Source organism: Nocardia sp. NPDC003999 (genome assembly GCF_053604885.1).
Genome location: NZ_JBSGIB010000009.1, coordinates 167,262 through 191,606 on the forward strand (window position 1 = coordinate 167,262; position 24,345 = coordinate 191,606).

Genomic DNA, 24,345 nt, shown 5'->3' on the forward strand with positions numbered 1-24,345 from the left:
CTGGCCGGTCCCGCTCCGGCGCCGCCACGTAGGGTGTGGTCTCGTGGCCGAGGACACCGTCGATCGAGCGAAACTGCGCCACCACGGCGACGTGGACGTACGTCCGGGCATGCTCGATTTCGCGGTGAACGTGCAGGGGGCCGCACCGCCGGAATGGCTGCGGCGGCGCTTGGCCGCGCGCCTCTCCGATCTGGGGCGTTATCCCAGCGCCGAGGACGCCGAAGCCGCCCGCCGCGCGATCGGGGCCCGGCACGGCCGCGATCCCGGGGAGGTGCTGCTGCTGGCCGGCGCGGCGGAAGGCTTCGCCATGCTGCCTCGCCTCGCGCCGCGGTCGGCCGCGGTGTTGCATCCGTCGTTCACCGAGCCCGAACTCGCGCTCCGGGAAGCGGGCGTTCCCGTCACCAGGGTGGTACTCGAACCGCCCTACCGGCTCGATTCCGCCGCGGTGCCCGCCGGAGCCGATCTGGTGGTGCTCGGGAACCCCACCAACCCGACCTCGGTACTGCACCCGGCCGCCGCCATCCGCGCCCTGCGCAGGCCCGGACGCGTCATTGTGGTCGACGAGGCCTTCGCCGACGCGGTGGCCGGTGAGCCGGAATCCCTCGCCGCCGACCCCGCGCCCGACCTGCTCGTCCTGCGCAGCCTCACCAAGACGTGGGCGCTGGCGGGGCTGCGCTGCGGTTACTTCCTCGGCGCGCCCGAGGTGCTGGCGCGCCTCGGCCACGGGCGACCGCACTGGCCGCTGGGCACCCTGCAACTGGAGGCGATCACCGCGACCGCGAGCCCGGCCGCCGTGGCCGAGTCGCAGCGCCGCGCCGAAACGCTCGCCGTGCACCGTGCCGCGATGATCGAGCGCCTGACCGGCCTCGGCGTGGCGGTCCACACTCCGGCGGAAGGCCCGTTCCTGCTGCTGCGCGTGGCGGACGGTGAATTGCTGCGCAAACATTTGGCCGCGGAGGGGATCGCGGTCCGGCGCGCGGACACCTTCCCAGGCCTGGGCCCGGATCACCTGCGCGTCGCGGTCCGTGGCCCCGCGGAGGTCGACCGGCTGGTCGCGGCGATCCGGTCGGCGGATGTCCGGTGAGCACGAGGCTCCGGCCGTGCCACGCCGATCAAAGATCCGATCCCGCGCGCAGGCGCACTGGCCGGACGGAGATTTCGCGTGTCGGACGTCTCGCGGCCGGTGGCCGATCTCCACGTCCGCCGGATGGTGGTCGCCGCACCGGGCATCCGGGCGAACAAGGGTCCGGCCCACTCACCACGACGGACGCGGTGTTCGTGGCGCTGGACTGTGCCCTTCGTACCGTCCGACCACGCGAATCACCGGCACGAGACGGGCGAGCGCACGCAGCCACGCAGGCACGTCCGGCGGTGAATCCACTGCCGCACAGTGCGGAACCGAAGCGAAGGAAGGTGGACGATGACCACGCTCGCGGATCTCATCGGGGCGCTCGACGCGGCCTACCCGCCCGCGCTGGCCGAGCCGTGGGACTCGGTCGGCCTGGTCTGCGGTGACCCGGCCGAGGAGCTGACCCGGGTGCTCTTCGCGGTGGACGCGACCGCCGCGGTCGTCGAGGAGGCGATCGACTGGCGTGCGCAGGCGCTGGTGGTGCACCACCCGTTGCTGCTGCGCGGCGTCGACACCGTCGCGGCGAGCACGCCGAAAGGCGCGCTGCTGCATCGGCTGATCCGTTCGGGCTGTGCGCTGTTCACCGCGCACACGAACGCCGACTCCGCCGATCCCGGCGTCTCCGACGCGCTCGCCGCGGCCATCGGCCTGACCGTGACCGGCCCGCTGGACTCCAAACCCGAAGCAGCCGTGGACAACTGGGTGATCCAGGTGCCGCGCACGCACACCGACGCGGTGCTCGCCGCGCTCTTCGCCGCCGGTGCGGGCGCGAGCGGGCACCGTTGCGACCGTGCGGTGCGTGTGCCCGCGACCGGCCAGTTCCGTCCCGAAGCCGCGGAACAAGGCTCCCTGACCGAACTCCAGTACGTCGAGGAGGAGCGGATCGAGGTGGCCGCCCCGCCCGCCGCGCGCTCGGCCGTGCTCGCCGCGCTGCGGGCCGCGCATCCCGGTGACGACCCGGTGTATCACATCAGCGAACGCGCCCAGCTGCCGTCGTCGCTCGGCATCGGCCGGATCGGCACCCTGCCGCAACCGGAATCCTTGCGCGACTTCACCGATCGCGTGGCCCGTGCCCTCCCGCCCACCGCGTGGGGCGTACGCGCCGCGGGCGACCCGGATCGCACCGTCTACACGGTCGCGGTGTGTGGCGGCGCGGGTGACTCCTATCTGAACAGGGCCAGCGGGCTGGGTGTCGATGTGTATCTCACCTCCGACCTGCGCCATCACCCGGTCGACGAGCACCTGCGCACGGGCGGCCCCGCCTTGGTGGATGCCGCGCACTGGGCGACCGAATTCCCGTGGTGCGCGCAGGCGGAAGCGGTCGTGCGAACCGCCCTTCCCGGTTTGGAGACCAGGGTGTCCACGCTGCGCACCGATCCGTGGACGGTGCGCGCGCCCGGCTGAGCGTCGCACGTCCGCGTCCGAACCCGTTGTCTCGGCGACGAACTGGCAACGGCGTGTCGGGGCGTGTCCGCGCCGGGCCGGAACGGGTTGGGCGTTTCGGGTGAATCGAGTAGTTCGCGCGGGGTACAACTACCGCATGAACTTCCCGGTGGATTTCGGGCTCGTGCAGATCGGGCTGATCCTGCTGCTGGTCGTCGGTGTAGCGCTGATCATCTCCGGTCTGATCGCCGCGCGCCGGGTGGGAATGCGGCCGCTGCTCGCACGCGGAACGGGCGGACTCGCGCTGCTGCTGGTCGCCGCGGTGCTGTTGTGGATCGCGACGCTGCTGCAGACCTATCTCGGATTGACCGGCGAGATCAAAGCGGCGCATGTGGTGGCCAAGCCGGTGGCGGGACAGGAACACCTGCTCGACGTCGATGTCACCCTGTACGGCGACGACGACCACCCCGAGCAGCGTCTCACCCACCAGGTCGAAGGCGACATGTGGGTACTGCAAGCGGGCATCGTCGAGTTGGAGCCGTGGGTGAACGCGCTGGGCTTTCACTCCGGCTACCGGATCAGCCGCCTGTACGGTCAGCGTCTGGACGGCGTCGCGACCAAACAGAACCAGATCTTCCTCAACGACGGCGACCGCGACTTCTTCGCCGACATGCGCGCCGGCCGCTGGTGGACCCAGCCGTTCGTGCGCTCCGCCTACGGCAACGCGGTGATCGCGGTGCCCGGCGAATACGACGTCTACATCTCCCGCGACGCCATCAAAACTCGCACGGTCGGCGGCTGACGCCGGTCCGCCGATCCGGCGGGGTACGGTTGAACACCAGTCCCGTCCACCCCGTCCAGGAGTTTGTCCGCGTTGAATGTCGAACCCCCGATCCAGGCCGAGCTGCTGCGGCTCGCCGCCGTCGACGCCGAGCTGACCCGGATCGCGCACCGCCGCACCGTGCTGCCCGAGCAGCAGGAGGTGGCGCGGCTGGAGGCCGAGCGCAACGCGCACTCCGACGCCGCGGTGGCCGTGGAGATCGTGCTGGACGATCTCGACCGCGACATCCGCAAGCTGGAGGGCGAGGTCGAGGCGGTGCGCAAGCGCGAGGAGCGGGACAAGAGTCTGCTCACCGCGGGAACCGTGAACGCCAAACAGCTTTCGGAGATCCAGCACGAGCTGGGGAGTCTGGAGCGCCGCCGCTCCGTGCTGGAGGACGAGCTGCTCGAGGTGATGGAGCGGCGCGAAGCCTCCGCCGCCGACCACGAGCACGCGGGCGCGCGGTTGAGCAAGACCGACGAGGAACTCGGCGATGCCAGGCGACAGCGGGACGAGGCGCTCGCGGACCTGGACGTGGCGCAGACGCGCTGCGAGACCGATCGCGCGGGCGTGGTCGCGAAGCTGCCCGGCGAACTGCTGGCCATCTACGACCGTCAGCGGGAACAGCACGGTGTCGGCGCCGCCCTGTTGCAGGCGCGGCGCTGCGGCGCGTGCCGCATCGAACTCGATCGCGGCGAGATCGCCCGTATCGCCAAGACCGCTCCCGACGTGGTCGTGCGCTGCCCGGAGTGCGGCGCCATCCTGGTCCGGACCAGGGAATCGGGGCTGTGAGTTCGCCGCGACCGATTGCCGGGGAGATGCGATGAGCTTCCCCGAAGTGATCGTCGAAGCCGACGGCGGCTCGCGGGGCAATCCCGGTCCGGCCGGGTACGGCGCGGTGGTCTACGACGCCGATCACGTCCGGGTGCTCGCCGAGCGCCGGGAGTTCCTCGGCATCGCCACCAACAACGTCGCCGAATATCGCGGACTGATCGCCGGGTTGGCGGCGGCCGCGGAGCTGGGCGCCGAATCGGTCGTGGTGCGGATGGATTCCAAGCTGGTCGTCGAGCAGATGTCCGGTCGCTGGAAGATCAAGCACGCGGCCCTGATCCCGCTCGCCGACCAGGCCCGCAGGATCGCGGCCGGGTTCGCCCGGGTGAGTTACCGCTGGATCCCACGCGCGCAGAACTCGCATGCCGACCGGCTCGCGAACGAGGCTATGGACGCCGGAGCCGACGTGGACGAGGGCCGTGCCCAGGCCGCCTCCACCCGGTCGGTGGAAGCCGCCGATCCGGCTCTCGCGGACACCGAGCGCGATCTGCCGAGCTGGATCGACGAAGCCAGGGAAGCGAACGCCGAGCAGTCGAAGCCCGCGCAGCACGGTCCCGGTTGGACCCGTGCCACGGGTCGGCCCACGCGTTTGCTGCTGCTTCGCCACGGTCAAACCGAGTTGTCGGTGCAACGCCGCTATTCCGGTCGCGGCAATCCGCCGCTCACCGCGCTGGGCCGCGAGCAGGCCGCGCGCGCCGCGAAAATGCTGGCCGCCAAAGGCGGCATCGCCGCGGTGGTCAGCTCTCCGCTCGGCCGGGCCAGGGAGACCGCCGAGGCGGCCGCCGCCGCGCTCGGGGTCCCGGTCGAGATCCACGACGGGCTGATCGAGACCGACTTCGGCGCGTGGGAGGGATTGACCTTCGCGGAGGCCGCGCAACGCGACCCGGATCTACACGCCCGCTGGATCGGTGACCCCACCGTCGCCGCGCCCGGCGGGGAGAACTTCGAGGAGGTCCGCGCGCGGGTGGACGCGGCTCTGCGCGACCTGCTCGAGCGGTACCCCGGCGCCAATGTGGTCGTGGTCAGTCATGTGACCCCGATCAAGACGCTGCTGCGGCTGGCCCTCGATGCCGGCCCGTCGCTGCTGTATCGCTTGCATCTGGATCTGGCGTCGCTCTCGATAGCCGAGTTCTATCTCGACGGCGGGTCTTCGGTGCGTCTGGTGAACGATACGTCCTACCTCTGAAGCCGACGACGAGCCCGATTCGAGGGCGAACGCGGTGCGTGGAGGGCGAATTATGCCTCATTGCAACACATTTCCGTTTCACAATCGCGCGATGCGGTGAATCTCACTTCAACTCGGCCTTGCGCGCCGAGTAGCGGTAGGCTTCCGGACGGTCAGGCACAGGCGTCCTAGCTGCCTGCCTGGTCGGGGTCGACGCAGTGACCTCGGTCAGTGCTGCTCAGCGGGACGGTTTCGCGCGGGCAGAGTGGCCCGCGGGCCGCGTCGCGGCGGGAACCACCTGTGCCGTCGAGTGGTTCGATGAGAGTGCAGGTTCGATGAGCAGTCCGATCAAGGTTGTCGTTCTCGGGGCAGGGATCGGAGGACTCACCACCGCGGCCGCCCTGCGGCATGCGGGATTCGGCGTCGAACTATACGAAGCGGGCCCGGAACTGCGGGCCCAGGGCTTCGGACTTTCCGTGCAGGCCAACGGAATCAACGCACTGCGCACGTTGGGTCTCGGCATCGACGAGCAGCTGCTCGAACGCGGCGGCCGGGTCGAGACCTTCCGTTTCTGCAACCCCGACGGCAGCCCGATCCGGGTGCTCCCGGTGCATCGGCTCGACGCCCAGCTCGGCGCACCCGCCGTGGCGCTGCACCGCACCGACCTGCACGACGTGCTGCTGAACGCGATCGGCGACACGCCGACTTTCGTCGGCGCGCAGGCCACCCGCTTCGTCGACGACGGCGAGCACGTGCGCGTCGAGTTCGCCGACGGCCGGGTCGCCGAGGGCGATCTGCTCGTGGGCGCCGACGGTATCCACTCGGTGGTGCGCGCCCAGTTGCACGGTCGCGCCGAGCCGCGGCCCGGCGATTTCGTCTGCTGGCTGGCCTGCATCCCGTTCGAGCACCCCAATGTCGCGCGCGGATTGTCGGCGCACTTCTGGGGCACCGGAATGCGTTTCGGCATCCACGACATCGGTCACGGCCGGGTGTACTGGTGGGGCACCAAGACGCTCCCCGCCGACGAGGCCGCCAACTGGCAGGGCGACAAGGAAGACCTACTGCGCTTGTACGCCGACTGGGCGCCAGAGGTGCGCGCCTGCATCGAGCAGACCGACGAAGCGGCGATCCTGGCCGTGCCCGCTCAGGACCGCCCGCCGCTGGCGCAGTGGGGCCGCGGCCGGGTGACGCTGCTCGGCGACGCGGCGCACCCGATGCTGCCCAGCCTCGGCCAGGGCGCCAACGCCGCGATCGAGGACGCGGTGGTGCTGGCCAGTGTGCTGCGCAACTCACTGGACCCGGTCGCGGGCCTGCGTCGTTACGAGAAGTTGCGCGCTGACCGCACCGCCATGTTCGTGAACGGATCGGCTTCGCTGGCGAAGATCGAGCAGACCACCGACCCGCGCCTGGTGCGAGTGCGCGACACCTACTTCCGCCACGCGCCCACCGAATTCTTCCTGCGTGAACTCGGCAAACCGATGTCGTTCCCGCCGCCGGACGGGCCGACGGCGCGACTGCCGCGTCCGCTCTCGCCGGTCGAGCGCTGGCACTGGATCGCCGATCAGCTGGCACCGCTGCACATCCTGTCGCGGGTGCGAATTCGTGGCCACGTCGAAGCCGACCGGATTCGCGCGGGCTTGGACGAAGTACAACGCCGACATCCGCTCTTGCGGGTCGCCGTCGCCGCCGAACCGGACGGCACCGCACCGCGTTTCGTTCCGGTGCAAGCGCCCATCCCGCTGCGCGTGATCGAATCCGAGGACAGCACGAACTGGCTGACCGAGGCCGACGAGGTGGAGCTGCGCGAGCCGTTCGACTGGCGCACCGGCCCGCTGGCCAGGGCGGTGCTGATCAAGGAGACCGACGGCACCAACGAGCTGATCGTCACGCTGCACTACGCCATCGCCGACGGCGAGAGCGCGTTGTCGGTGGCCAAGCAGGTGCTCCAAGTGGCCGCCGGGGAAGGGGGGGACTTCTCGCCCGCGCCGGTCCGGCCGGGCCCGGAAGAACTGTTCCCCCCGCGCTTCCAAGGTGCGGGCGGTGCGCTGCGCACCGCGGGATCGTTCCTGCGCGACCAGAAGTCGCAGCTGCGCAAGCCGCGCAGGCTGGAGCCGACCAGGCTCGCCCCGCCCGCACAGCGGCGCAGCCGGGTGGTGCACCGCAGCCTCGACGGCGACCAGTTGGAGGCGCTCACCGCGGGCTGCGCCCGCCACGGCGTCGGCCTGCAGGCCGCGCTCTCCGCCGCGCTGCTGACCGCGGCGGCCAGGGAGGCGGGCACCGACAAGGCCGCCTGGTACACCGTCGGCAGCTCGGTCAACTTCCGTGACCATCTCGACGGCGCCGCGGGCGACACCGAGGTCGGCACCTATCAGGGCATGATCGCCACCCCGGCGAAGTACGCACCGTGGGCTTCGCTGTGGGAGATCGCCGCCGAGATCGAGCGCGAGTACGGTGCGCGGATGGACCGGCGCGATCACTTGTCCGCGTTGAACCTGCTGAAGGTGGCCGCGCCGAAGTCGGTGGCCGCCAGCGCGTCCACGGTGAAACTCATGGACACTCGCGGCCCGGGACATCTCTGTATGACCTACCTCGGCGACTACCCGTTCCCGGCCAAGATCGGCTCCTGGCAGCTGGAGGGCGCGCAGTTCGTCTCCGGCATGTCCGTCAGCGGCTTCATCATGGCCACCGCCAATGCGACGCATAACGAGCTGTCCCTCAACATCGGCTACGTCGAGCCCGCGGTATCACGTGACCGCGCCGACCGTCTGGCCGACGAAAGCGTGCGCGCGCTGCTGTCAGCTTGCTGACCGGCCCGCATACACCGCGATAACAACAGCAGAGTCGCGGCATCGGCAGTGCCGATGCCGTGATTCGCGATATCGATAACTGGATAAGTGTGGTAGCAGCTTTGCGTGTCAGCGATCAGGGTGGGCTCGAGTAGATCCGCGCACGGCCGGTGCCGCGACTGTCGCGATAGGAGTGACTGTGACATTCGAACCGAGTGCTACTTCCGAGAGACCCCCCGAAGCCTGGCCGGTCAGCGCGTACCAACGCGATGTCTTGTCGGTCGCCTACCGGTATGCCCCGGCGCCGGTCACCCGAAACGCCTACTGCGCGTTCATGGACGAACCGTTCGACATGGACCGGTTGCGGGCCGTGGTGCGCAGGGCGCTGCTCGCCGACGAGGCGCTGCGCCTGCGGTTCGAGTTCTCCGAAGGCCGCTTCTGGCAGTGGGTCTCCGACGAGCTACCCGAGGTCGAGCTGGTCGATCTCAGTTGGGCGTCGGACCCGGCCGCGGCGCGCCGCGACTGGGTGAACCGGGCCAATGTGACGCCGTCCCCGCCCCGGCAGCCGTTCCGGATCGCCGCGCTGGTCGACGGGCCCGACCACTTCCATCTCTACGTGGCGATGCACCACGCGATGATCGACGGCTGGGGCGTGAACGCGCTCTGGAGCGCCCTGGTCGACAACTACAGCCGCACCGACCTCTCGCTCGAGCAGCTCGCCGAGCCGGATCCGTTCACCGAGCAGACCGACCGCGGCGCGGCGACCTATCGCGAGATCGCCGCCGAGCACGAGGAGTATCTGTCCTCCCCGCAGTGGGTGGCGGACCGCGACGCGCTGGTGCGTCGCTTCGAGGGAGTGGTCCCCGCGCTGTTCTCCGGACGTGCGAGCACCCCCAACGTCGACCGGGGGCGGCGGCGCGTGGTGGTGGAACCCGCGTTTCTCGACCGCATTCGCGCCACCGGCTTCTCCGTCTTCGCGTTCACGGTTTCGGCGCTGGCCGCCTACCTGACCACCATTCACCGCTCCGAAGAGGTGGTGATCGGCGTCCCGATGCTCAACCGGCACAGCGCGGAGACCTTCCGCACCGCCGGGCACCGGACGAATGTGGTGCCCCTGCGCATCCGGGTCGACCCCGCCGAGCCGCTGTCGGCGGTCGCCTCGGAAGTGGCCGCGCAGATCCGGGAACTCAAGCGCTACGAGCGTTTTCCCTACGGTGACCTGGCACGTGCCCTCAGCAGCGATCCCACGGCGCCGCCGCTGTTCGACGTGGCGTACTCCTACATCAAGATGCCGCCGTCGGATCACCTCGACAAGATTCTCGGCACCCTCGACATCGTCAACCCGGGCACGGTGCTCGAGGCGCTGAACATTCTCGGCGTCGAGCACGCGCGCGACGGCTCGCTGAACCTCCAGCTGTACTACGACAAGGACGTCTTCGACGAGAATTTCCCGTTCGAGTCGGTCGTGCGCGGCGTCGGTGCGCTGGTGGTGGCGGCGCTGGACCGGCCTGAGGCGCCGATCTCGGACTTGCCGCTGATGTCGCGGCGGGAGCAGGCGGCCGTCGCCGCGTTCGAATCCGGACCGCGCGAGGAATTCCCGTACACGACGATCGACCGGCTGGTCGCCGACGTGGCCACGCGCCATCCGGACCGGATCGCGATCGAACCGGTCGCCGGGTCCGGGGAGCAGCCGCTGCGCTACGCCGAATTGTCCGCGCTGGCCGACGGTTTCGCCGCGAGGCTGCACGCATTGGGCGCGACCGGCAACGAATGCGTCCCGGTGGTACTGCCCCGCTCGACGGAGATGCTCGTCGCGATCTTCGGTGCGCTGCGGGCCGGTTGCGCCTATGTGCCGCTCGACCCCGACTTCCCGGCCGCTCGTATCGAGACCGTGCTCGCCGACTGCGGGGCACGATTCGTCGCGGCGGGGCCGGAGCATGGAGCGGTTTTCGACAGGCTGGGCGTCACGAGGATCACGGTGGCCGACACCGTCCCGGCGCGTGGTATCGAAAACGTCTCGCATCCAGCGGATCTCAGCTATCTCATCTACACCTCCGGTTCCACGGGCGTGCCCAAGGGCGTGATGATCGAGCACCGGTCGGTGGTGAACCGCCTGACCTGGATGCAGCGACGCTACCCCCTACACGACTCGGACGTGATCCTGCAGAAGACGCCGGTGACCTTCGACGTCTCGGTGTGGGAGCTGTTCTGGTGGGCGATCACCGGCGCCAAAGTGGCGCTGCTGGAACCTGGCGGCGAGCGCGATCCGCGCCGCATCGCCGACGCGATCGCCGCACACGGCGTGACGGTGCTGCACTTCGTGCCCTCCATGCTGGCCGCGTTCGTCGACGAACTCGCGGCCGACCCCGCCACGGTCGCCCGCATCGGCAGCGTGCGACGGGTCTTCTGCAGCGGCGAGGCGCTACCCCCGGCGCTCGTGCGCCGGTTCCACGCGGTCTTCGCCGCGGCCGGGGCGTCGGCGCCGCAGCTGGTGAATCTCTACGGACCCACCGAGGCCACCGTCGACGTCTCCTATTTCGACTGCCCCGCCGACGATCCGCTCGACGTGGTGCCGATCGGCCGCCCGATCGACAACATCGACTTGCTCGTGCTCGATCACATCGGCCGCCGGGTGCCGGTCGGCGTGCCGGGGGAGCTGAACATCGCGGGGGTGGGCGTGGCCCGCGGCTATCGCGGCAGGCCCGAGCTGACCGCGGCGGCGTTCGTCGACGATCGCGCGGTGCCGGGGCGCCGCCGGTACCGGACCGGTGACCTGGCGCGCTGGCTGCCGGACGGCAATCTCGAATACCTGGGTCGCTTCGACGATCAGGTGAAGATCCGCGGCAACCGGATCACCCTCGGCGAGGTGCAGAACGCGATGCTCGGCTGCGCCGGGGTCCGTGCGGCGGCCGTGGTGGACGAGGTCTCGGAAGCGCACGGCGTGCAACTGGTCGGCTATTTCGTCGGCGCCGACGTCTCCGGTGAGGAGATCGCCGCGCAGCTGGCGGCCCGGCTGCCCCGCTACATGGTGCCGTCGCGACTGATCCGGGTGGATCGGATTCCGCTGACTCGCAACGGGAAACTGGACCGGCGCGCCCTGGCCGAGCAGCTCGTCCTCGGCCACGGCGGCGAGCCGGTCGCGGGCGCGGAGCCGCGCACCGATGTCGAGACCAGGCTCGCGCAGGTCTGGCGCACCGTGCTGGGCGTCGAGTCGGTCGGCGTGCACGACAACTTCTTCACCCACGGCGGCGATTCCATCCTCGCGCTGGCCGTGCGCACCGCAGCCGAACGCGCCGGGCTCTACTTCGACGTGGACGCCTTCTACCAGGCGCCCACCATCGCGGAGCTGGCCCGCGTCGTGCGCGACGACCGCCACGACGAGCGTGGCCGCGTCGCCGCGCCCCTGGAGACGGTGCCGCTGATCGACCGCGCCGCGCTGCACCAGGCCGAGGACGCGTTCCCGGCAACGGCCCTGCAACTGGGCATGCTGTATCACAGCATCGAGCGCGCCGACTCGGTCACCTACAAGGACGTGTTCCGCTATCGGCTCGAAGTACCCTGGGACGCCTCGCAATTCAGGGATGCCGTGGGCCGGCTGGTGCGGCGTCAACCCGCGCTGCGCTCGTCGTTCGAGCTGAGCAGGTATTCGGTTCCGTTGCAGATCGTGCATGTCGCGCCGCCCTACGAACTGGAGATCATCGATCTCGGCGAGATGGACGAGGCGGACGGCGAGGATCTGATCGAGATCTATCTCCAGGAGCGGGCCCACGCCCAGTACGACATCTCACGCGCTCCGCTGTTCGCGATCCGGGTATTCGTCCGTCCCGGCTCGCAGCAGCCGGTCGGCACGGTGGACCTGGTGCTGAGCTTCCACCACGCCATCCTGGACGGCTGGAGTGTCGCCACGTCGGTGCTGGAACTGCTGCTGGACTACCTCCACCACATCGGCATGACTCGCAACCGGGTCGAGGCCACCCCGCATCCGGCCACCGTGCTCGCCGAGTACGCGCGGGCCGAGCAGAGCGCCGCGCGCGACAGCGCGGCCCGCGCGTACTGGCTGACCGCCCTGGAAGGCGCCGAACCCACCGCGCTCACCGCGCTGGGGGTGCACCAGCCGGTGGTGGCGGGCGTGCCGCAAGCGCGGGCGCTGGTGCCGCGCAGGCTGGCCGAACGGGTCTCCGCGTTCGCCACGCGCCACCAGGTGCCGGAGAAATCGGTGTATCTGGCCGCGCACTGCCTGGCGTTGCGGGCGCTGACCGGCCGCACGGACGTCACCACCGGCGTGGTGAGCCACGGTCGCCCGGACCGGGCCGGCGCCGAACGAGTGGCGGGCCTGTTCCTCAACACGCTGCCGATCCGGTTGGACGGCACCGCGACCACATGGCGCGCGGCGGTAGAGCAGATCGCGCGACGCGAACGCGAGGCCTACCCGTTCCGCCGCTACCCGCTGCGGTCGATCCTCGCCGACGGCGGGCCGGTCTTCGAGACGGCGTTCAACTTCGTCAACTACCACGTCTTCCAGCCCATGCTCGTGCTGGACGGCGTGCGCCTGCTCGACTTCGACGCTCGCGAGGAGACCAACTTCCAACTGCTGGTCACCGCGGCCACCGACCCGCGCGACGGCCGGATGTGGTTGCGGGTGGACGGCGACCACACGCTGACCGCCGAGCAGTGCGAGACCGTGGCGCTCACCCAGTTGCGCATGCTGGCCGGAATCGTCGCCGACCCGGACGCGGCGATCGACCGTGGCGTCGGCCCCGCGACCGCCCGCGACGTGGGCACGCTGGTGGCCGAGGCGGCCGCGCTCGACCCCACCCGCATCGCCCTGGCCGGTGACGAGGAATCGGTCACCTACGACGAGCTGATCGAGCGCTCCGACCGGCTGGCCCGGCGCCTGGTCGGGCTCGGGGTGGCGCCGGGCGACCGGGTCGGCATCCTGATGGGGCGCCGCCCGCAACTGGTGCTGCTCGTGCTCGCGCTGACCAGGATCGGGGCCGCGTGTGTTCCGCTGGATGTCAGCTACCCGCGAGCCAGGCTCAATCTGATGATCGACCGAGCCCGCCCGCACCGGGTGATCGCCGACACCGCCTATCGCGACATCGTCGACGACGCCGCCTTGGTGCTGGACACCGCCGCGCTCTTCGACGACTCGGTGCCCGACGCGGAAGTGGCGCTGCCCGACCACGTCTCGCCCGACGCGGTGGCCTACGTGCTGTTCACCTCCGGGTCGACCGGCGAGCCCAAGGGCGTCGCCATGCCGCATCGCGGCCTGACCTCCCTGGTGGACTGGCAGAATCGCGCGGCCACCGGCAGCGGCCTGCTGAGCACACTGCAGTTGGCGCCGTTGAGTTTCGACGTCTCGTTCCAGGAGATCTTCACCACCCTCGCGGCCGGGTCCACCCTGCGGGTGAGTTCGGCGGATCTGCGATCGAACGTCGAGCAACTGCTGGCCACGGTGGTGGAAGAGGGCATCGAACGGCTCTTCCTGCCGTACGTGGCCTTGCAGGCGTTCGCCGAGGCGGCCGTGGCGCACCGGATGTTCCCGACCGAACTGAAGGTGCTGATCTCCTCCGGCGAGCAGCTGCGCATCACCGACGAGATCCGCGCCCTGTGCAAGGTGGTTCCCGGCCTGGTGCTGGAGAACCAGTACGGTCCCACCGAGTCCCACGTCGCGACCAAGTTCACGCTCACGGGTCCGGCCGACGAGTTCCCCGCGCTGCCGCCCATCGGGCGCGCCGTCGACGGCGACACCGTCGAACTACTCGACAGCGCCCTGCGGCCGGTGCCGGACGGCGTGATCGGCGAGATCTATCTCGGCGGCCGCAGCATCGCCCGCGGCTACGAGGGCAGGCCCGCGCTCACCGCGCAGCGGTTCGTCGCCACGCACGCGGGCGGAATCCGCTACCGCACCGGCGATCTCGGCGTCCGGCTGTTCTCCGGCGACATCGTCTGCCTGGGACGCAGCGACAGCCAGGTGAAGATCCGCGGGTTCCGGGTGGAGCCGGCCGAAGTCGAGCTGTGCATCCTGAGCTTGGTCGAGAAGTTCCCCGGCATCACCGAGGCCGCAGTGGTGGCGCGCGGTTTCGGCGGCATCGACGGCTCGCTGATCGCGTTCCTGGTCGGCGCGCCCGAGCAGACCGACCTCGCCGCGTTGCGGCACGACCTGCGCTCGATGCTGCCCGCGCACATGGTGCCGTCGCGGTTCGCCTGGCTCGATGAGCTGCCCCGCACGCCCAGCGGCAAGCGCGACGACGCGACGCTGCGCGCCTACGGCGAGGACGCGACGGAAACCGTGTCGGCACGGCGGGAGCCCGCCGACGAGTACGAGCGGTCGGCGGTCGAACTGCTCGCCGAGTACGCGGGACTGCGCGCCATCGGTGTGGACGACGACTTCTTCGCGGCGGGCGGCACCTCGATCGGGGCGATGCGCGTGGTGATGGCGCTGTCGCGCCGGTGGGGCGTCGAGGTGCCGCTGGACGCGTTCATCGGCGCGCCCACCGCCGCCGGGATCGCCACCCTGGTGCGGGCGGGTGCCGTGCAACGCACATTCGACCCGCTGGTGCCGATCAGCGTCGGCGGCAGCAAGCCACCGCTGTTCCTGGTGCACCCGATCGGCGGAAACGTGCTGTGCTACCTGGCCCTCGCGCGTTATCTGGATCCGGATCGCCCGATCTACGGGTTGCAGGCGGCAGGCGCGGATTCCGGTAGCGCCCCGGAGAAGACCATTCCCGCGATGACGGAGTCGTACCTGCAGGCGGTGCGGCGGGTGCATCCGAAGGGGCCGTATCACTTGGCGGGTTGGTCGTTCGGCGGCTACGTCGCGTTGGAGATGGCCCGCCAGCTGCCCGAGCACGAGGTCTCCAGTGTGACGCTGCTGGACACCATGGCGCTGCGCGCACGCACCCGGACCCCGATTCCGGAGGAGAAGCTCATCCGGTGGTTCTTCCTCGAGCTGCTGTGGTACGCGCGGGGAAGCCGCTCCGCCCTGGTCGATTTCGAGCCCGGCGTGCACAATTCCGAGGATCTGTTCGCGGCGATGCTGGCGGAGTCGGTGCGGTCGGGCATCCTGCCCGCCGACAGTTCGCCGCAGGCGATCCGGCGGCTCTACGAGGTGTTCTTCGCCAACTACTCGGCCATGCTGGACTACAAGCTCGAGCCGTACCAGCGCGACATCACGCTGCTGCGCGCCACCGAGGGCCTGCCGCCGGGCGTCGACCTGGCGCACAAGACCGTCGGCAGCATGTTCGACAGCGCCGACAACGGCTGGAAGCAGTACGCGGCGCGCCGGTTCACGGTGATCGACGTGCCGGGCGATCACCTGAACATGATGACCGAGCCGAACATCGGCGAGCTGGGGCTGCGGTTGGACGAGGTGCTGTCGGCCGCCGATCCCGACCTGGACCGCGAGTGGGACGAGTCCATGCTGGACGCCTGAGGTCCGCTCACGACTTCGCCGCGGCCGCCGCCCCGCGCAGCGCGGCCGCGGTGAAGTCGTCCAGGGGATAGAACAATTCGATGGCCAGCTCCGACAGCGTCACGTCGGCCGGAGCGCCGAAGGTCGCCATCGTGCTGAACATCGACAGTTCGCCCGCCGGGGTGCTGATCCGGATCGGCACCTCGAACGGGCTGGACGGTATGCCGGTCCGCGCCTGCGCGTCCGTCCCCGGCGGATCGGGGTAGGCGGAGACCTCGTCGTAGAGTGCGGTCAGTTCCGTGTCACCGCTCGCGCTGACCTGCCTGGCCAGCCGCTCCAGGAACAGCTCGCGCACCTGGGTGCGGTTGGCCAACCGGGCCGAGAGCCCGTCCGGGTGCAGCACCAGCCGGTAGACGTTGGGCCGGGGCGCGCGGACGTGCTCGGGGACGCCGTCCATCAGCACGCTCATCGCCGCGTTGCCCACCACCACGTTCCACAGCCGATCGATGACCACCGCCGGATACGGTTCGTGGGCGGTCAGCATGGCGTCCAGCGCGGAGCGGACCGACGCGAGATGGGCGTCGTCGAGGCTGCTCTCCCGGTAGGCGGGCGCGAAACCGGCCGCGACGAGCAGGGTGTTGCGTTCGCGCAGCGGCACCTCCAGCGTGTCGCACAGCCGCAGCACCATCGCCCGGCTCGGCGCGGCTCGGCCGGTCTCCACGTAGGACAGGTGCCGCGCCGAGGTGTCCGCGGCCAGCGCCAGGTCGAGCTGGCTCAGCCTGCGCCGTTGCCGCCATTCCCGCAGCAGGATGCCCGCTCTCGACTGTGTCCGCACCGAAGTCACCCGGTCAGCTAAGCATCCCGGCGCGCGGTGCGGCCATGACCTCGGAGGTTATTGAGACGCCCATCTCCGGGCAGCAGGGTTGGTGCCGGGAGCCGATCGGCCCCGCCGGATCGACCACGGGAGTACGACATGAGACCCACCACCCTGGCTCGCCGCGACGGCGGCGCCGCGTTCCTGTGCTCCGCATTGCGCGTGGACGGCTGGAGCACCGGGATCTTCGGCGGGGTGTTGCTCGCCGGAGCCGGACTGCTGCGCGACCCGCTCGGGGTACCGACGGGCTGGAGCCTCGCATTCGGCGTCGTCATGCTCGGCGGCGCGCTCGCGTTGCTGTCGATCGCCCGGCGCCCGGCGGTCGCCGCGCGCTACGCGGGGGCGGTGGTCACGGTCAACGCGCTCTCCGCGGCCGGGATGATCGGGCTGGCCGGTTCGGGATTCTTCGCGTTGACCGGGCTCGGTCTCGCATTCCTACTCGTCGGAGCGGCGGCGGTGGCGACCTTCGCCGGGCTGGAGTTCGCCGGACTGCGCAGGCTCGGGTGAGCGCCGTGCTCGACGACGACCGGTCCCGCCGCGCCGACGAAGCGACCCGCGCGACTGCTCCGGACACCCTTGCCGGTTCGAGGTTGCGAGGATCGGGTTGCCCGTCGCCGATGTCGCGGTGACAGCGCCTCGCCGTGGTCGAAATCCGTTGTGCACGAGGTCTTCGACCCGGTAGAGACATGCGGATGGACGTCTCGATACCCAGGATCAGATCGCTCGCGCCCGATGACTGGGCGGTGTTCCGGCGTGTCCGGCTCGCGGCGCTGACCGACGCGCCGCAGTTCTTCGGTACCACCCTGGCCGAGGCGCGGGCCCGCACCGAAAGCGACTGGCGGCGAGCCCTGTCGGACCGGGTGCAGTTCGTGGCGGAGTCGGGCGGGACCGAAGTGGGCACCGTCGCGGGCATGCTCGACCCGGAACGCGGTGGCGTGCACCTGATCTCGATGTGGGTGGCGCCGCGGGCACGGGGGACCGGCGTGTCCGACCGGCTGGTCGGCGCGGTGCTCGACTGGGCGGTCGCGGGCGGACACGACGTCGTCCGTTTGGAGTTCGCCGAGCACAATGCCTTCGCGGAGCGGCTGTATCTGCGCAATGGCTTCGTGCGGACCGGGGTGAGCGGGCCCATGGCCCCGGGCGACCCGCGACGGGAATTCGAGATGGCGTGGCGGCCGTCCCGTTTGTCCGCCCCTTCGCAGGGTATCCGGGCCGCGACGGCATCCGAGACGCCCGTCCCGCACCGCGACGCCGAGCACAGGAGACAGCCATGAACAAGCGCAAGCCCACGGACAAGGGACCCGACGACGTGCAAGACACCGCCGACGTCTCCGGTGGCCGGTCGGCCGGAACCGGGCAACCGGCCGAGGGTGCGGCGCACGGGGGCCGGGAGCCGGAGCCGGGCGCCACTCGGCGCGCGGCGGGCACGCCCGGCGACTCCGACGAAGGCGGCGCGGGAGCGTCGGCCACGGGGAGTGCGGCGCAGGTCTCGGAAGACGCGTCCGTGCAGGCGGGCGGCGCCGCCGACGCGGCGGCGACGGTGACTTCAGGGAAGGTTCCGACCGGCACGGCCCCGCAGGCGGGCAGCACGCCTGATGCGGGGGAGTCCGTGACTGCCGGTGCGGCCTCGCGGGCAGGCAGCGCGTCTGGTGCGGGGGAGCCGCTGTCTTCGGGGGAGGTTTCGACCGGCACGGCCCCGCAGGCGGGCAGCACGCCTGATGCGGGGGAGTCCGTGAGTACCGGCGCGGCCCCGCAGGCGGACCACGCGCCCGGTGCGGCGGAGCCGGTGTCTTCGGCGGAGATTGCGACCGGTGCGGCCCCGCAGACTGGCGGTACCGCCGATGCGGCGGCGGTGTCTTCGGCGGCGGCTGCGCAGGCGGGTCGCATGACTGGTGCGGCGGAGCCGGTGACTCCGGCCGATGCGGCTGCGCAGGCGGGTAGCGCTCCTGGTGCGGCGGAAAAGCCGGAACCGGGGCCGGAATCCACTGGGAGGCACGCGGCCGGAGCCGGGAGTCGTGAGCAGACGCCGGTCCGGGAGTCGGTTCGACGCGCGGCCGAGCGCGCCGAACGAGTCCAGGCGGACGCCGCCACCGCCGCCGAACGCGGCGCGGCGGGAATTCCCGGCCCGGTGGCGCACCCGGGCCGCACCCTGTTGGAGACGCTCCGCGACAAGCCCGTCCTCGCTGCGATTCCCGCCTCGGTCCTGGCTTTCATTTTCTGGCGCGCGTTCCGTCGAGGCTGACCCCTTACACGCGCCGCCGGTAGAACTGCCGAGATCCGCCCTCTGGCCCGGGATCCGCCTCCTCCGCGGGATGGAAGCCCAGGTTCTCGTAGAACGCGCGCGCACCACTGGCGACCGCGCCGGGATGGTCGGGCCCGAAGGTGACCACTTCGAGCGTGCCGGGAGTCGGCACGTAACGGCGGATCGCGTCCGTGGTCAGCGCCCGGCCGATCCCGTGCCCGCGCGCCTGTTCCGCGACGACCAGCCAATGCACCCGGTAGGTCGGCGGGTTCGAGCCGAACAGGATGCCGCCGAGCACTTCCGCCCCCGCGGACCGGGCGACGAGCGCCGTACCGCGCCGCACGTGCCGCAGCACCGCGGCGCGAAATCCGGCATCGTCGGCGGACGCGCCGAACCAGTGCTCGACCTGCCCCGCCAGTTCGAGAAAACCGGCGAGGTCGTCCTCTCGCGCAAGCCTGACAATCATCCGCGCCATCGTGACACCATCGGCCGCCGCCGTCGACTCGAAGGGACCTCAGTCGGCGGCGGGTCGCAGAGCGATGTCGAGCTTGGTGCGGAAACGTCCGAAGTGCGGGTCGGTGTCGTGGAGGGCGAATCCGTCCAGTTCCCACCATCGTTCACCGTCGAACTCGCGCGGATCCAGGGCATGGCCGTCGGCGCGGTCACCGCGGATGACATACCAGAGGCTGACGTCCTCGTGACCGGAGTCCGAGCCGACCGTGGTGGTGACGGTGAGGAACAGCGGGTCGGGCCCGATGACGTCGAATCGGGCCTCGACGCCGATCTCCTCGGCCGCTTCTCGCCGCGCGGTATCGAGCGGATGCTCGCCCGGATCGACGTGCCCTCCGGTCGGCAACCACAACCCGGCAAGGCGATGCTTGCCCAGCAGCACCGCCCGTGCCGCCGGATCGACCAGCACGACATAGCAGACCAGGTGCCGCGGCGGGGTCGCCGGTCTGGCCCGCCGGAAGATGTCGTCGGTCGACGCGAGCCACGCCAGCGTCGTGTCGATGTGCCGTCGCTCGAGCTCGTCGAGGGGCGCGATCCGACGCACGATCTCGGCGACCGCGGCGGTGGAGGGCTGCATGGCACGGACAGTAGCGCTGGGCACCGACAGGTTCAGCCGTCCAGCACAACGGGTTTCAGCCGGGCCGTGTACGCCGCGGCGCGGTCGAGCGCGTCGGCGGCCGCCGCGAGTTCGATCAGCGCTTCTTCGAAGACTTCGCGTGCCCCGGCGACGCAGTAGCCGGGGGTGGTGAGCGCGCCGATCCCGTCGGTGTCGATCAGCAGCCCGGAATCCGGCAACGCGCCGTAGTCGTCGGCCAGCGCCGCGAGGTCGCGCCGCAACTCGCGTACCCGGTGCAGCAATCGGCCGCGCCGTTGTTCCAGTATCAAGGGATCGATCATCGGTGCCTCGTTTCGATCGACGCGTGCTCTTTCGCAATCTACCGAGCGCGGCACCGATGTGCGGCCCGGCCGCCGGGCCGGGCCGCGAACGCCCTATGGTCGCAGCACCGACACCAAGAATTCGGTTTGGTCGTACACGGTCTTCTCGAAGACCTCGTCGAAATAGATGTCGAAATGCTTGGCGGGATAACGTTTCACCACCGCGTGCTTGGTGCGTTCGGCGGCGCGCAGCGCCGATTTCACCGGCGCGACGGAATCGTCATCGCACAGCGCGTACAGCACCGGCATCTTCAGTGCCTTCGCGCGCCGCGCGGGTGCGTCGAAGAGTGCCGAGAATGCTACTCGCGCGGCCACTTTCGGCTCATAGGTCTCGCTCTCGTCGGTCAGCCTGCGAAAGCCGTCCGGTACGTCGGGCGCGCTCATCAGCGCCGCGGCGCCGCGGCGTCCGGCCAGCCGAATGCCGACCGGCTTGCGCCGGAGCGTGCCGAGCAGCAGGTCGGTAGCCGCGATGGTGGTGACCTTGACCAGGCTGATCGGCCCCTTGGCCAACGCCGAGGACAGGCCGCTGGTGAACGGCACCTGCGCGACCACGGCCGCGATGTAGGCATCGTCCGGTGCGACCGAAAGCACGTGGCCGCCGCCGAACGACGTGCCCCACAATGCGATCCGGGTCGCGTCGATGCCGCGCAGCGTGCGCGCGAACGCGATGGCGGCATGCCAGTCCGCGCGCTGGCGCGCGATGTTCAGCAACTGGCGCGGCGTGCCTTGACTTGCGCCGAAATGCCGATAGTCGAATACCAGGACCGCCATTCCCGCGGCGGCGAAACGCCGCGCGTACCGATCCAGTCCCATTTCCCGATTGGCCCCCAGGCCGTGTCCCATCACCACTAGCGGGCGGGGTTTGGGTGCGCCGTCCGGGCGATATAGCCACGCCGCGCACTGTTCGCTTCCGGATGGGAAGCCGACCTCGACACGTTCCATGGCCATCAACCGTACCCAGTATCCTGTTCTGGCGGACGAGTTGGTCGGGCGGCCGCGGCGCTGGGAACGGGCACGGCTGTGCCGCCGCCCGGCGCCGAGGAAAGTCCGGACTCCACAGAGCAGGGCGGTTGTTAACGGCAACCCGGGGTGACCCGCGGGAAAGTGCCACAGAAAAGAGACCGCCCACGGCCTAGCGGTCGTGCGGTGAGGGTGAAACGGTGCGGTAAGAGCGCACCAGCGCCCCGGGTGACCGGGGCGGCTCGGTAAACCCCGCCCGGAGCAAGGTCGAAGGCCGCACCGGTTACGGTGCGGCTGCGCAGGCGCTCGAGGGCTGCTCGCCCGAGCCTGCGGGTGGACCGCTCGAGGTACCCGGCAACGGAGTGCCCAGATGGATGGCCGCCTCCCGGCTCAGGCCGGGGACAGGATCCGGCTTACAGACCAACTCGTCCGCCCGCCGGCGCGTGCTCCGCACTCCGGCTCTACTCCGCGCGAGGTCGCGTTCCGCGAGCTCGGCGGGTGTGCGAAGCACGCCGGGATAGCGCGGGGGTCAGCACATCAGTTTGGCCATTTGGTAGATCGCCTTGGCTTCCTCGGCGCTGGGCTGGGTGGCGCCGCCCGCGCGCTTGGTGATGTTCTCGACGACGTCGTCCTCGGATTTGCCCGCTTTGATGTCCCCGCAGGTTTCGGTCAGGATGCTCGCGATCTTCGCGTCGTCCTTGCCCTCGGCCAGCTTGGGGAACGCGCCGCGGAAGCTGACGAGGAACGCGCCCGCCTTCACGCTGTCGACCTGGGCGGCGGCCTGTGCCGCCGTGGTGGTGGCGGACGAGGTGGTATTGCTGGTCTTGTCGTCCCCGCACCCGGTGAGGAGCAGGGCGAAGAGGGTGGCGCTGGCCGCGATGGCGGCGGTAGTTCTTGTCACGGAGCGGCATGCTAGCCGCCTATAACCACCGCCGCCTCCCGTCAGGTTAACGGGAGGCGACGAGCAGTGGGAAAAAGAATCGCGCGGTCAGATCGGGTTGATCACGAAAACCTGCGCCCAGTACGCGGCCTGCTCCGGGCCCAGCAGCGGCAAGAGGTAGTCGAACAAAATCGATGACATAGCTGTGGAGCTCCCAAATTGTCGACGTGCGGGACATATCCAAACGTGCGGGCGAACCCACGCCCGTCACGGCGGGCCACGTTAGCAGCGCCGCCCGGGTCGTGTCGCGGGGCGAGAATTTCCGCTGTCCGATTCGTGCGGAACTGGCCCTGATCGTGATCGACGTCATAAAGTAGTCGCCGTTGGTAAGGGCCGGTGCGGGGCAGCACCGGGCCATTCATACTTCGATCGCGGGAAAGCAGGTCTCAACACATATGCGAGTAGTTCGCTCCATGGTCGCCGGCGCATTGGTCGCAGGCGCCGCTTCGGTTTTCGCGGTGCTGGGTGCGGGGTCGGCCGGCGCGGTCGCGGTCACCCCGCTGCCGGGCGGGGTTCAGGTCGACCTGAGTCCCGCCGACACGGTATGGGTGCACCAGAATCATGTCGGTCTGGCTATCGCCGGGCTGCCGCATCCGTCCGCCGCCTCCTTCGGCGAGGCGCTGGACGCGGCGGCTCAGGTGTCGTCCTCAGTGCCGAACGGCCGGGTCACTTTCACCGTCTACGGGCCGTTCGACCAGTTGAACGGCTCCATGCTGGCGCTGCAGTAGGACCCGGCGCCCCAGCGTGGAACTCCACCAGCGGATCGTGTCGGCGCCGGTCGATTTCGGCGCCATCCGGTCCGAGTTCGGCTTGGCCTCGGCGTACCCCGCCGAGGCCAGTGCCGAGGCCCGCGACGCGGTCGACGCGTTCGCGGGCAACCGGGTCGATCGCACGGACATCCCGTTCGTGACGATCGACCCACCCGGGGCCATGGATCTGGACCAGGCCCTGCATATCGAACGCGGCCCCGGCGGCTTCCTCGTGCATTACGCCATCGCCGACGTGGGCGCCGTGATCTTCCCCGACGGCGCGCTCGCCAAAGAGTCCGGCGCCAGGGGCCAGACCTTCTATCTTCCCGACGGCACCGTCCCGCTGCACCCACCCGCGTTGTCGGAAGGGTCCGCCAGCCTGCTTCCGGACCGGACGCGCCCGGCCGCGCTGTGGACTATCGAACTCGACGAGCAGGCCGAACCGGTGCGGTACTCGGTTGTCCGCGCCCTGGTGCGCTCCCGTGCCCGGCTCGACTACTCCCGTGTGCAGGCCGACGCGGAGGCGGGTCGGCTGCATCCCTCGATCGCGGCCCTGCCGGAATTCGGCACGCGGCGCATCGAGGCGGGGCTGGCGCGCGGCGCGATCGGGCTGCGGTTGCCCGCGCAAAGCGTGGTCCAGGACGAGCACGCCGACGGGCACTGGCGCCTGGTGGTGGAACCGCGCACCGCCGCCGACGACTGGAACGAGCAGGTCTCGCTGCTGACCGGCATGTGCGCGGCGCGGATCATGCTGGACGGGCACGCGCCCGCACTGGACCGGGTCGCGCTGCTGCGCACCATGCCGCCACCGTCGGAATCCGCGATCGAGTCGATGCGCCGGACCGCGCAGGCGCTGGGCGTGGCCTGGCCCGACGGCGAAGCTGTCGGCCGGATGCTGGCCCGGCTGGACACCGGCACTCCCGCGGCACTGGTCCTGATGTCCGAGGCGACGAGCTTGCTGCGCGGCGCCTCCTACACCGTCGTCGACGGCGCGGCAGGAGCGCCGCACGCGCCGGAAGCTCTGCGGCACAGCGCGATCGGCGCGCCGTACGCGCACGTCACCGCTCCGCTGCGGCGGTTGTCGGACCGGTTCGCGACCGAGATCTGCCTGGCCCGGTGCGCGGGGGCCGAGGTGCCGCGCTGGGTGCGGGAGGGGCTGGTGAGCGCCGCCGAGACCATGCGGCGCAGCGACAGCGTCGCGGGCAAGATCGAACGCGCCTGCATCGACCTGACCGAATCGACCCTGCTCGCGCCACGTACCGGAGCGACGTTCGACGCCGTCGTGGTGCGCGAGGCCAACGGCAACCGGCCCGCCGTGGTCTTCGTCGCCGACCCGCCGGTGCTGGGCCCGTGTGAGGGGAAACCGCCGGAAGGCGAGACCGTGCGGGTGCGGCTGCTGTCGGCCGACCCGAGGGAACGGAAGGTGTCCTTCACCTTCCCTGCGTGAACGGCAGCGGCGGCCGCGCCGTACACGGCCTCGTCTCGCGAGCGTGCCGATGAGCAGAGGTCTGCACTGCGGCCGACCGTGGGTTGCGGCCGTGTTGTCGACTGTGGGCCAGCGAGCCGTGTTGTCGACTGTGGGCCAGCGAGCTGGGTTGATCGACCG

The 24,345-nt window shown here is 70.6% G+C and carries 18 protein-coding genes and 1 other RNA gene; 13 read left to right on the forward strand and 6 right to left on the reverse strand.

Annotated features, from left to right (window positions below; translation table 11 throughout):
* Nucleotides 1-43: 43 nt before the first annotated feature.
* From cobC to ACWESM_RS19815, 7 genes are all read left to right on the forward strand, one after another.
* Complete coding sequence (cobC, locus tag ACWESM_RS19785; protein WP_364427719.1) at nucleotides 44-1,084, forward strand: Rv2231c family pyridoxal phosphate-dependent protein CobC; 1,041 nt, start codon at nucleotides 44-46, stop codon at nucleotides 1,082-1,084.
* A 336-nt stretch (nucleotides 1,085-1,420) separates the two neighbouring features.
* Nucleotides 1,421-2,533 carry a Nif3-like dinuclear metal center hexameric protein gene (locus ACWESM_RS19790; protein WP_452493003.1) on the forward strand — a complete coding sequence of 371 codons (1,113 nt, stop codon included), beginning with the start codon at nucleotides 1,421-1,423 and terminating at the stop codon, nucleotides 2,531-2,533.
* Between the two features lie 136 nt (nucleotides 2,534-2,669).
* On the forward strand, nucleotides 2,670-3,314 hold the full coding sequence (locus ACWESM_RS19795) for a hypothetical protein (protein WP_364427725.1): 645 nt from the start codon (nucleotides 2,670-2,672) through the stop codon (nucleotides 3,312-3,314).
* Nucleotides 3,315-3,386: 72 nt separating this feature from the next.
* The gene (locus ACWESM_RS19800) at nucleotides 3,387-4,124 is read left to right on the forward strand and encodes a zinc ribbon domain-containing protein (protein WP_356965065.1); all 738 of its coding nucleotides are present in this window, start codon (nucleotides 3,387-3,389) and stop codon (nucleotides 4,122-4,124) included.
* Nucleotides 4,125-4,155: 31 nt separating this feature from the next.
* The gene (locus ACWESM_RS19805) at nucleotides 4,156-5,349 is read left to right on the forward strand and encodes a bifunctional RNase H/acid phosphatase (protein WP_364427731.1); all 1,194 of its coding nucleotides are present in this window, start codon (nucleotides 4,156-4,158) and stop codon (nucleotides 5,347-5,349) included.
* A 314-nt stretch (nucleotides 5,350-5,663) separates the two neighbouring features.
* Complete coding sequence (locus ACWESM_RS19810) at nucleotides 5,664-8,135, forward strand: FAD-dependent monooxygenase (RefSeq protein WP_364427734.1); 2,472 nt, start codon at nucleotides 5,664-5,666, stop codon at nucleotides 8,133-8,135.
* A 313-nt stretch (nucleotides 8,136-8,448) separates the two neighbouring features.
* The gene (locus ACWESM_RS19815; protein WP_452493006.1) at nucleotides 8,449-15,549 is read left to right on the forward strand and encodes an amino acid adenylation domain-containing protein; all 7,101 of its coding nucleotides are present in this window, start codon (nucleotides 8,449-8,451) and stop codon (nucleotides 15,547-15,549) included.
* A 7-nt stretch (nucleotides 15,550-15,556) separates the two neighbouring features.
* Here the strand turns inward: ACWESM_RS19815 and ACWESM_RS19820 are convergent, their stop codons facing one another.
* Complete coding sequence (locus tag ACWESM_RS19820; protein ID WP_397281540.1) at nucleotides 15,557-16,372, reverse strand: helix-turn-helix domain-containing protein; 816 nt, start codon at nucleotides 16,370-16,372, stop codon at nucleotides 15,557-15,559.
* Between the two features lie 129 nt (nucleotides 16,373-16,501).
* Here ACWESM_RS19820 and ACWESM_RS19825 point away from each other — a divergent pair, with 129 nt between their 5' ends.
* The 3 genes from ACWESM_RS19825 to ACWESM_RS19835 all read left to right on the forward strand — a co-directional run bounded on the left by ACWESM_RS19825 (nucleotide 16,502) and on the right by ACWESM_RS19835 (nucleotide 18,644).
* Nucleotides 16,502-16,909 (forward strand): hypothetical protein, encoded by a 408-nt coding sequence (locus tag ACWESM_RS19825; RefSeq protein ID WP_356965071.1) that lies wholly within the window; start codon nucleotides 16,502-16,504, stop codon nucleotides 16,907-16,909.
* A 185-nt stretch (nucleotides 16,910-17,094) separates the two neighbouring features.
* On the forward strand, nucleotides 17,095-17,676 hold the full coding sequence (locus tag ACWESM_RS19830; RefSeq protein WP_355072790.1) for a GNAT family N-acetyltransferase: 582 nt from the start codon (nucleotides 17,095-17,097) through the stop codon (nucleotides 17,674-17,676).
* Entirely contained in the window at nucleotides 17,673-18,644 is a 972-nt protein-coding gene (locus ACWESM_RS19835; RefSeq protein WP_452493009.1) for a hypothetical protein, read from the forward strand. The genes ACWESM_RS19830 and ACWESM_RS19835 overlap by 4 nt, the downstream gene beginning before the upstream one ends.
* 4 nt (nucleotides 18,645-18,648) lie before the next feature.
* Here the strand turns inward: ACWESM_RS19835 and ACWESM_RS19840 are convergent, their stop codons facing one another.
* The 4 genes from ACWESM_RS19840 to ACWESM_RS19855 form a co-directional block, all read right to left on the reverse strand.
* Entirely contained in the window at nucleotides 18,649-19,110 is a 462-nt protein-coding gene (locus ACWESM_RS19840; RefSeq protein WP_355072794.1) for a GNAT family N-acetyltransferase, read from the reverse strand.
* 48 nt (nucleotides 19,111-19,158) lie between these two features.
* The gene (locus ACWESM_RS19845; protein ID WP_452493012.1) at nucleotides 19,159-19,731 is read right to left on the reverse strand and encodes an NUDIX hydrolase; all 573 of its coding nucleotides are present in this window, start codon (nucleotides 19,729-19,731) and stop codon (nucleotides 19,159-19,161) included.
* Nucleotides 19,732-19,763: 32 nt separating this feature from the next.
* Nucleotides 19,764-20,051: a hypothetical protein gene (locus ACWESM_RS19850; RefSeq protein WP_355072797.1), complete on the reverse strand. Its 288-nt coding sequence runs from the start codon at nucleotides 20,049-20,051 to the stop codon at nucleotides 19,764-19,766.
* Nucleotides 20,052-20,144: 93 nt separating this feature from the next.
* Nucleotides 20,145-21,032, reverse strand: a complete 888-nt coding sequence (locus ACWESM_RS19855) for an alpha/beta hydrolase (protein ID WP_355072799.1) — start codon at nucleotides 21,030-21,032, stop codon at nucleotides 20,145-20,147.
* A 36-nt stretch (nucleotides 21,033-21,068) separates the two neighbouring features.
* On the opposite strand from ACWESM_RS19855, the gene rnpB reads away from it, so the two are divergent.
* Nucleotides 21,069-21,482: RNase P RNA component class A (gene rnpB, locus ACWESM_RS19860), an RNA gene on the forward strand.
* 97 nt (nucleotides 21,483-21,579) lie between these two features.
* Here the strand turns inward: rnpB and ACWESM_RS19865 are convergent.
* Nucleotides 21,580-21,951, reverse strand: a complete 372-nt coding sequence (locus ACWESM_RS19865) for a hypothetical protein (protein WP_452493014.1) — start codon at nucleotides 21,949-21,951, stop codon at nucleotides 21,580-21,582.
* A gap of 452 nt (nucleotides 21,952-22,403) precedes the next feature.
* On the opposite strand from ACWESM_RS19865, the gene ACWESM_RS19870 reads away from it, so the two are divergent.
* Both ACWESM_RS19870 and ACWESM_RS19875 read left to right on the forward strand, forming a co-directional pair.
* Entirely contained in the window at nucleotides 22,404-22,718 is a 315-nt protein-coding gene (locus tag ACWESM_RS19870; RefSeq protein WP_228827325.1) for a hypothetical protein, read from the forward strand.
* A 16-nt stretch (nucleotides 22,719-22,734) separates the two neighbouring features.
* The gene (locus tag ACWESM_RS19875) at nucleotides 22,735-24,186 is read left to right on the forward strand and encodes an RNB domain-containing ribonuclease (protein ID WP_364427760.1); all 1,452 of its coding nucleotides are present in this window, start codon (nucleotides 22,735-22,737) and stop codon (nucleotides 24,184-24,186) included.
* Nucleotides 24,187-24,345: the final 159 nt, after the last annotated feature.

Coding starts and splice junctions, on each gene's coding strand:
- ACWESM_RS19830 (WP_355072790.1), top strand. CDS start 17,095: ATGGACGTCTCGATACCCAGGATCAGATCGCTCGCGCCCGATGACTGG.
- ACWESM_RS19810 (WP_364427734.1), top strand. CDS start 5,664: ATGAGCAGTCCGATCAAGGTTGTCGTTCTCGGGGCAGGGATCGGAGGA.
- ACWESM_RS19850 (WP_355072797.1), bottom strand. CDS start 20,051: ATGATCGATCCCTTGATACTGGAACAACGGCGCGGCCGATTGCTGCAC.
- ACWESM_RS19840 (WP_355072794.1), bottom strand. CDS start 19,110: ATGATTGTCAGGCTTGCGCGAGAGGACGACCTCGCCGGTTTTCTCGAA.
- ACWESM_RS19815 (WP_452493006.1), top strand. CDS start 8,449: ATGGACGAACCGTTCGACATGGACCGGTTGCGGGCCGTGGTGCGCAGG.
- ACWESM_RS19825 (WP_356965071.1), top strand. CDS start 16,502: ATGAGACCCACCACCCTGGCTCGCCGCGACGGCGGCGCCGCGTTCCTG.
- ACWESM_RS19805 (WP_364427731.1), top strand. CDS start 4,156: ATGAGCTTCCCCGAAGTGATCGTCGAAGCCGACGGCGGCTCGCGGGGC.
- ACWESM_RS19855 (WP_355072799.1), bottom strand. CDS start 21,032: ATGGAACGTGTCGAGGTCGGCTTCCCATCCGGAAGCGAACAGTGCGCG.
- ACWESM_RS19870 (WP_228827325.1), top strand. CDS start 22,404: ATGGTCGCCGGCGCATTGGTCGCAGGCGCCGCTTCGGTTTTCGCGGTG.
- ACWESM_RS19845 (WP_452493012.1), bottom strand. CDS start 19,731: ATGCAGCCCTCCACCGCCGCGGTCGCCGAGATCGTGCGTCGGATCGCG.
- ACWESM_RS19795 (WP_364427725.1), top strand. CDS start 2,670: ATGAACTTCCCGGTGGATTTCGGGCTCGTGCAGATCGGGCTGATCCTG.
- ACWESM_RS19835 (WP_452493009.1), top strand. CDS start 17,673: ATGAACAAGCGCAAGCCCACGGACAAGGGACCCGACGACGTGCAAGAC.
- ACWESM_RS19790 (WP_452493003.1), top strand. CDS start 1,421: ATGACCACGCTCGCGGATCTCATCGGGGCGCTCGACGCGGCCTACCCG.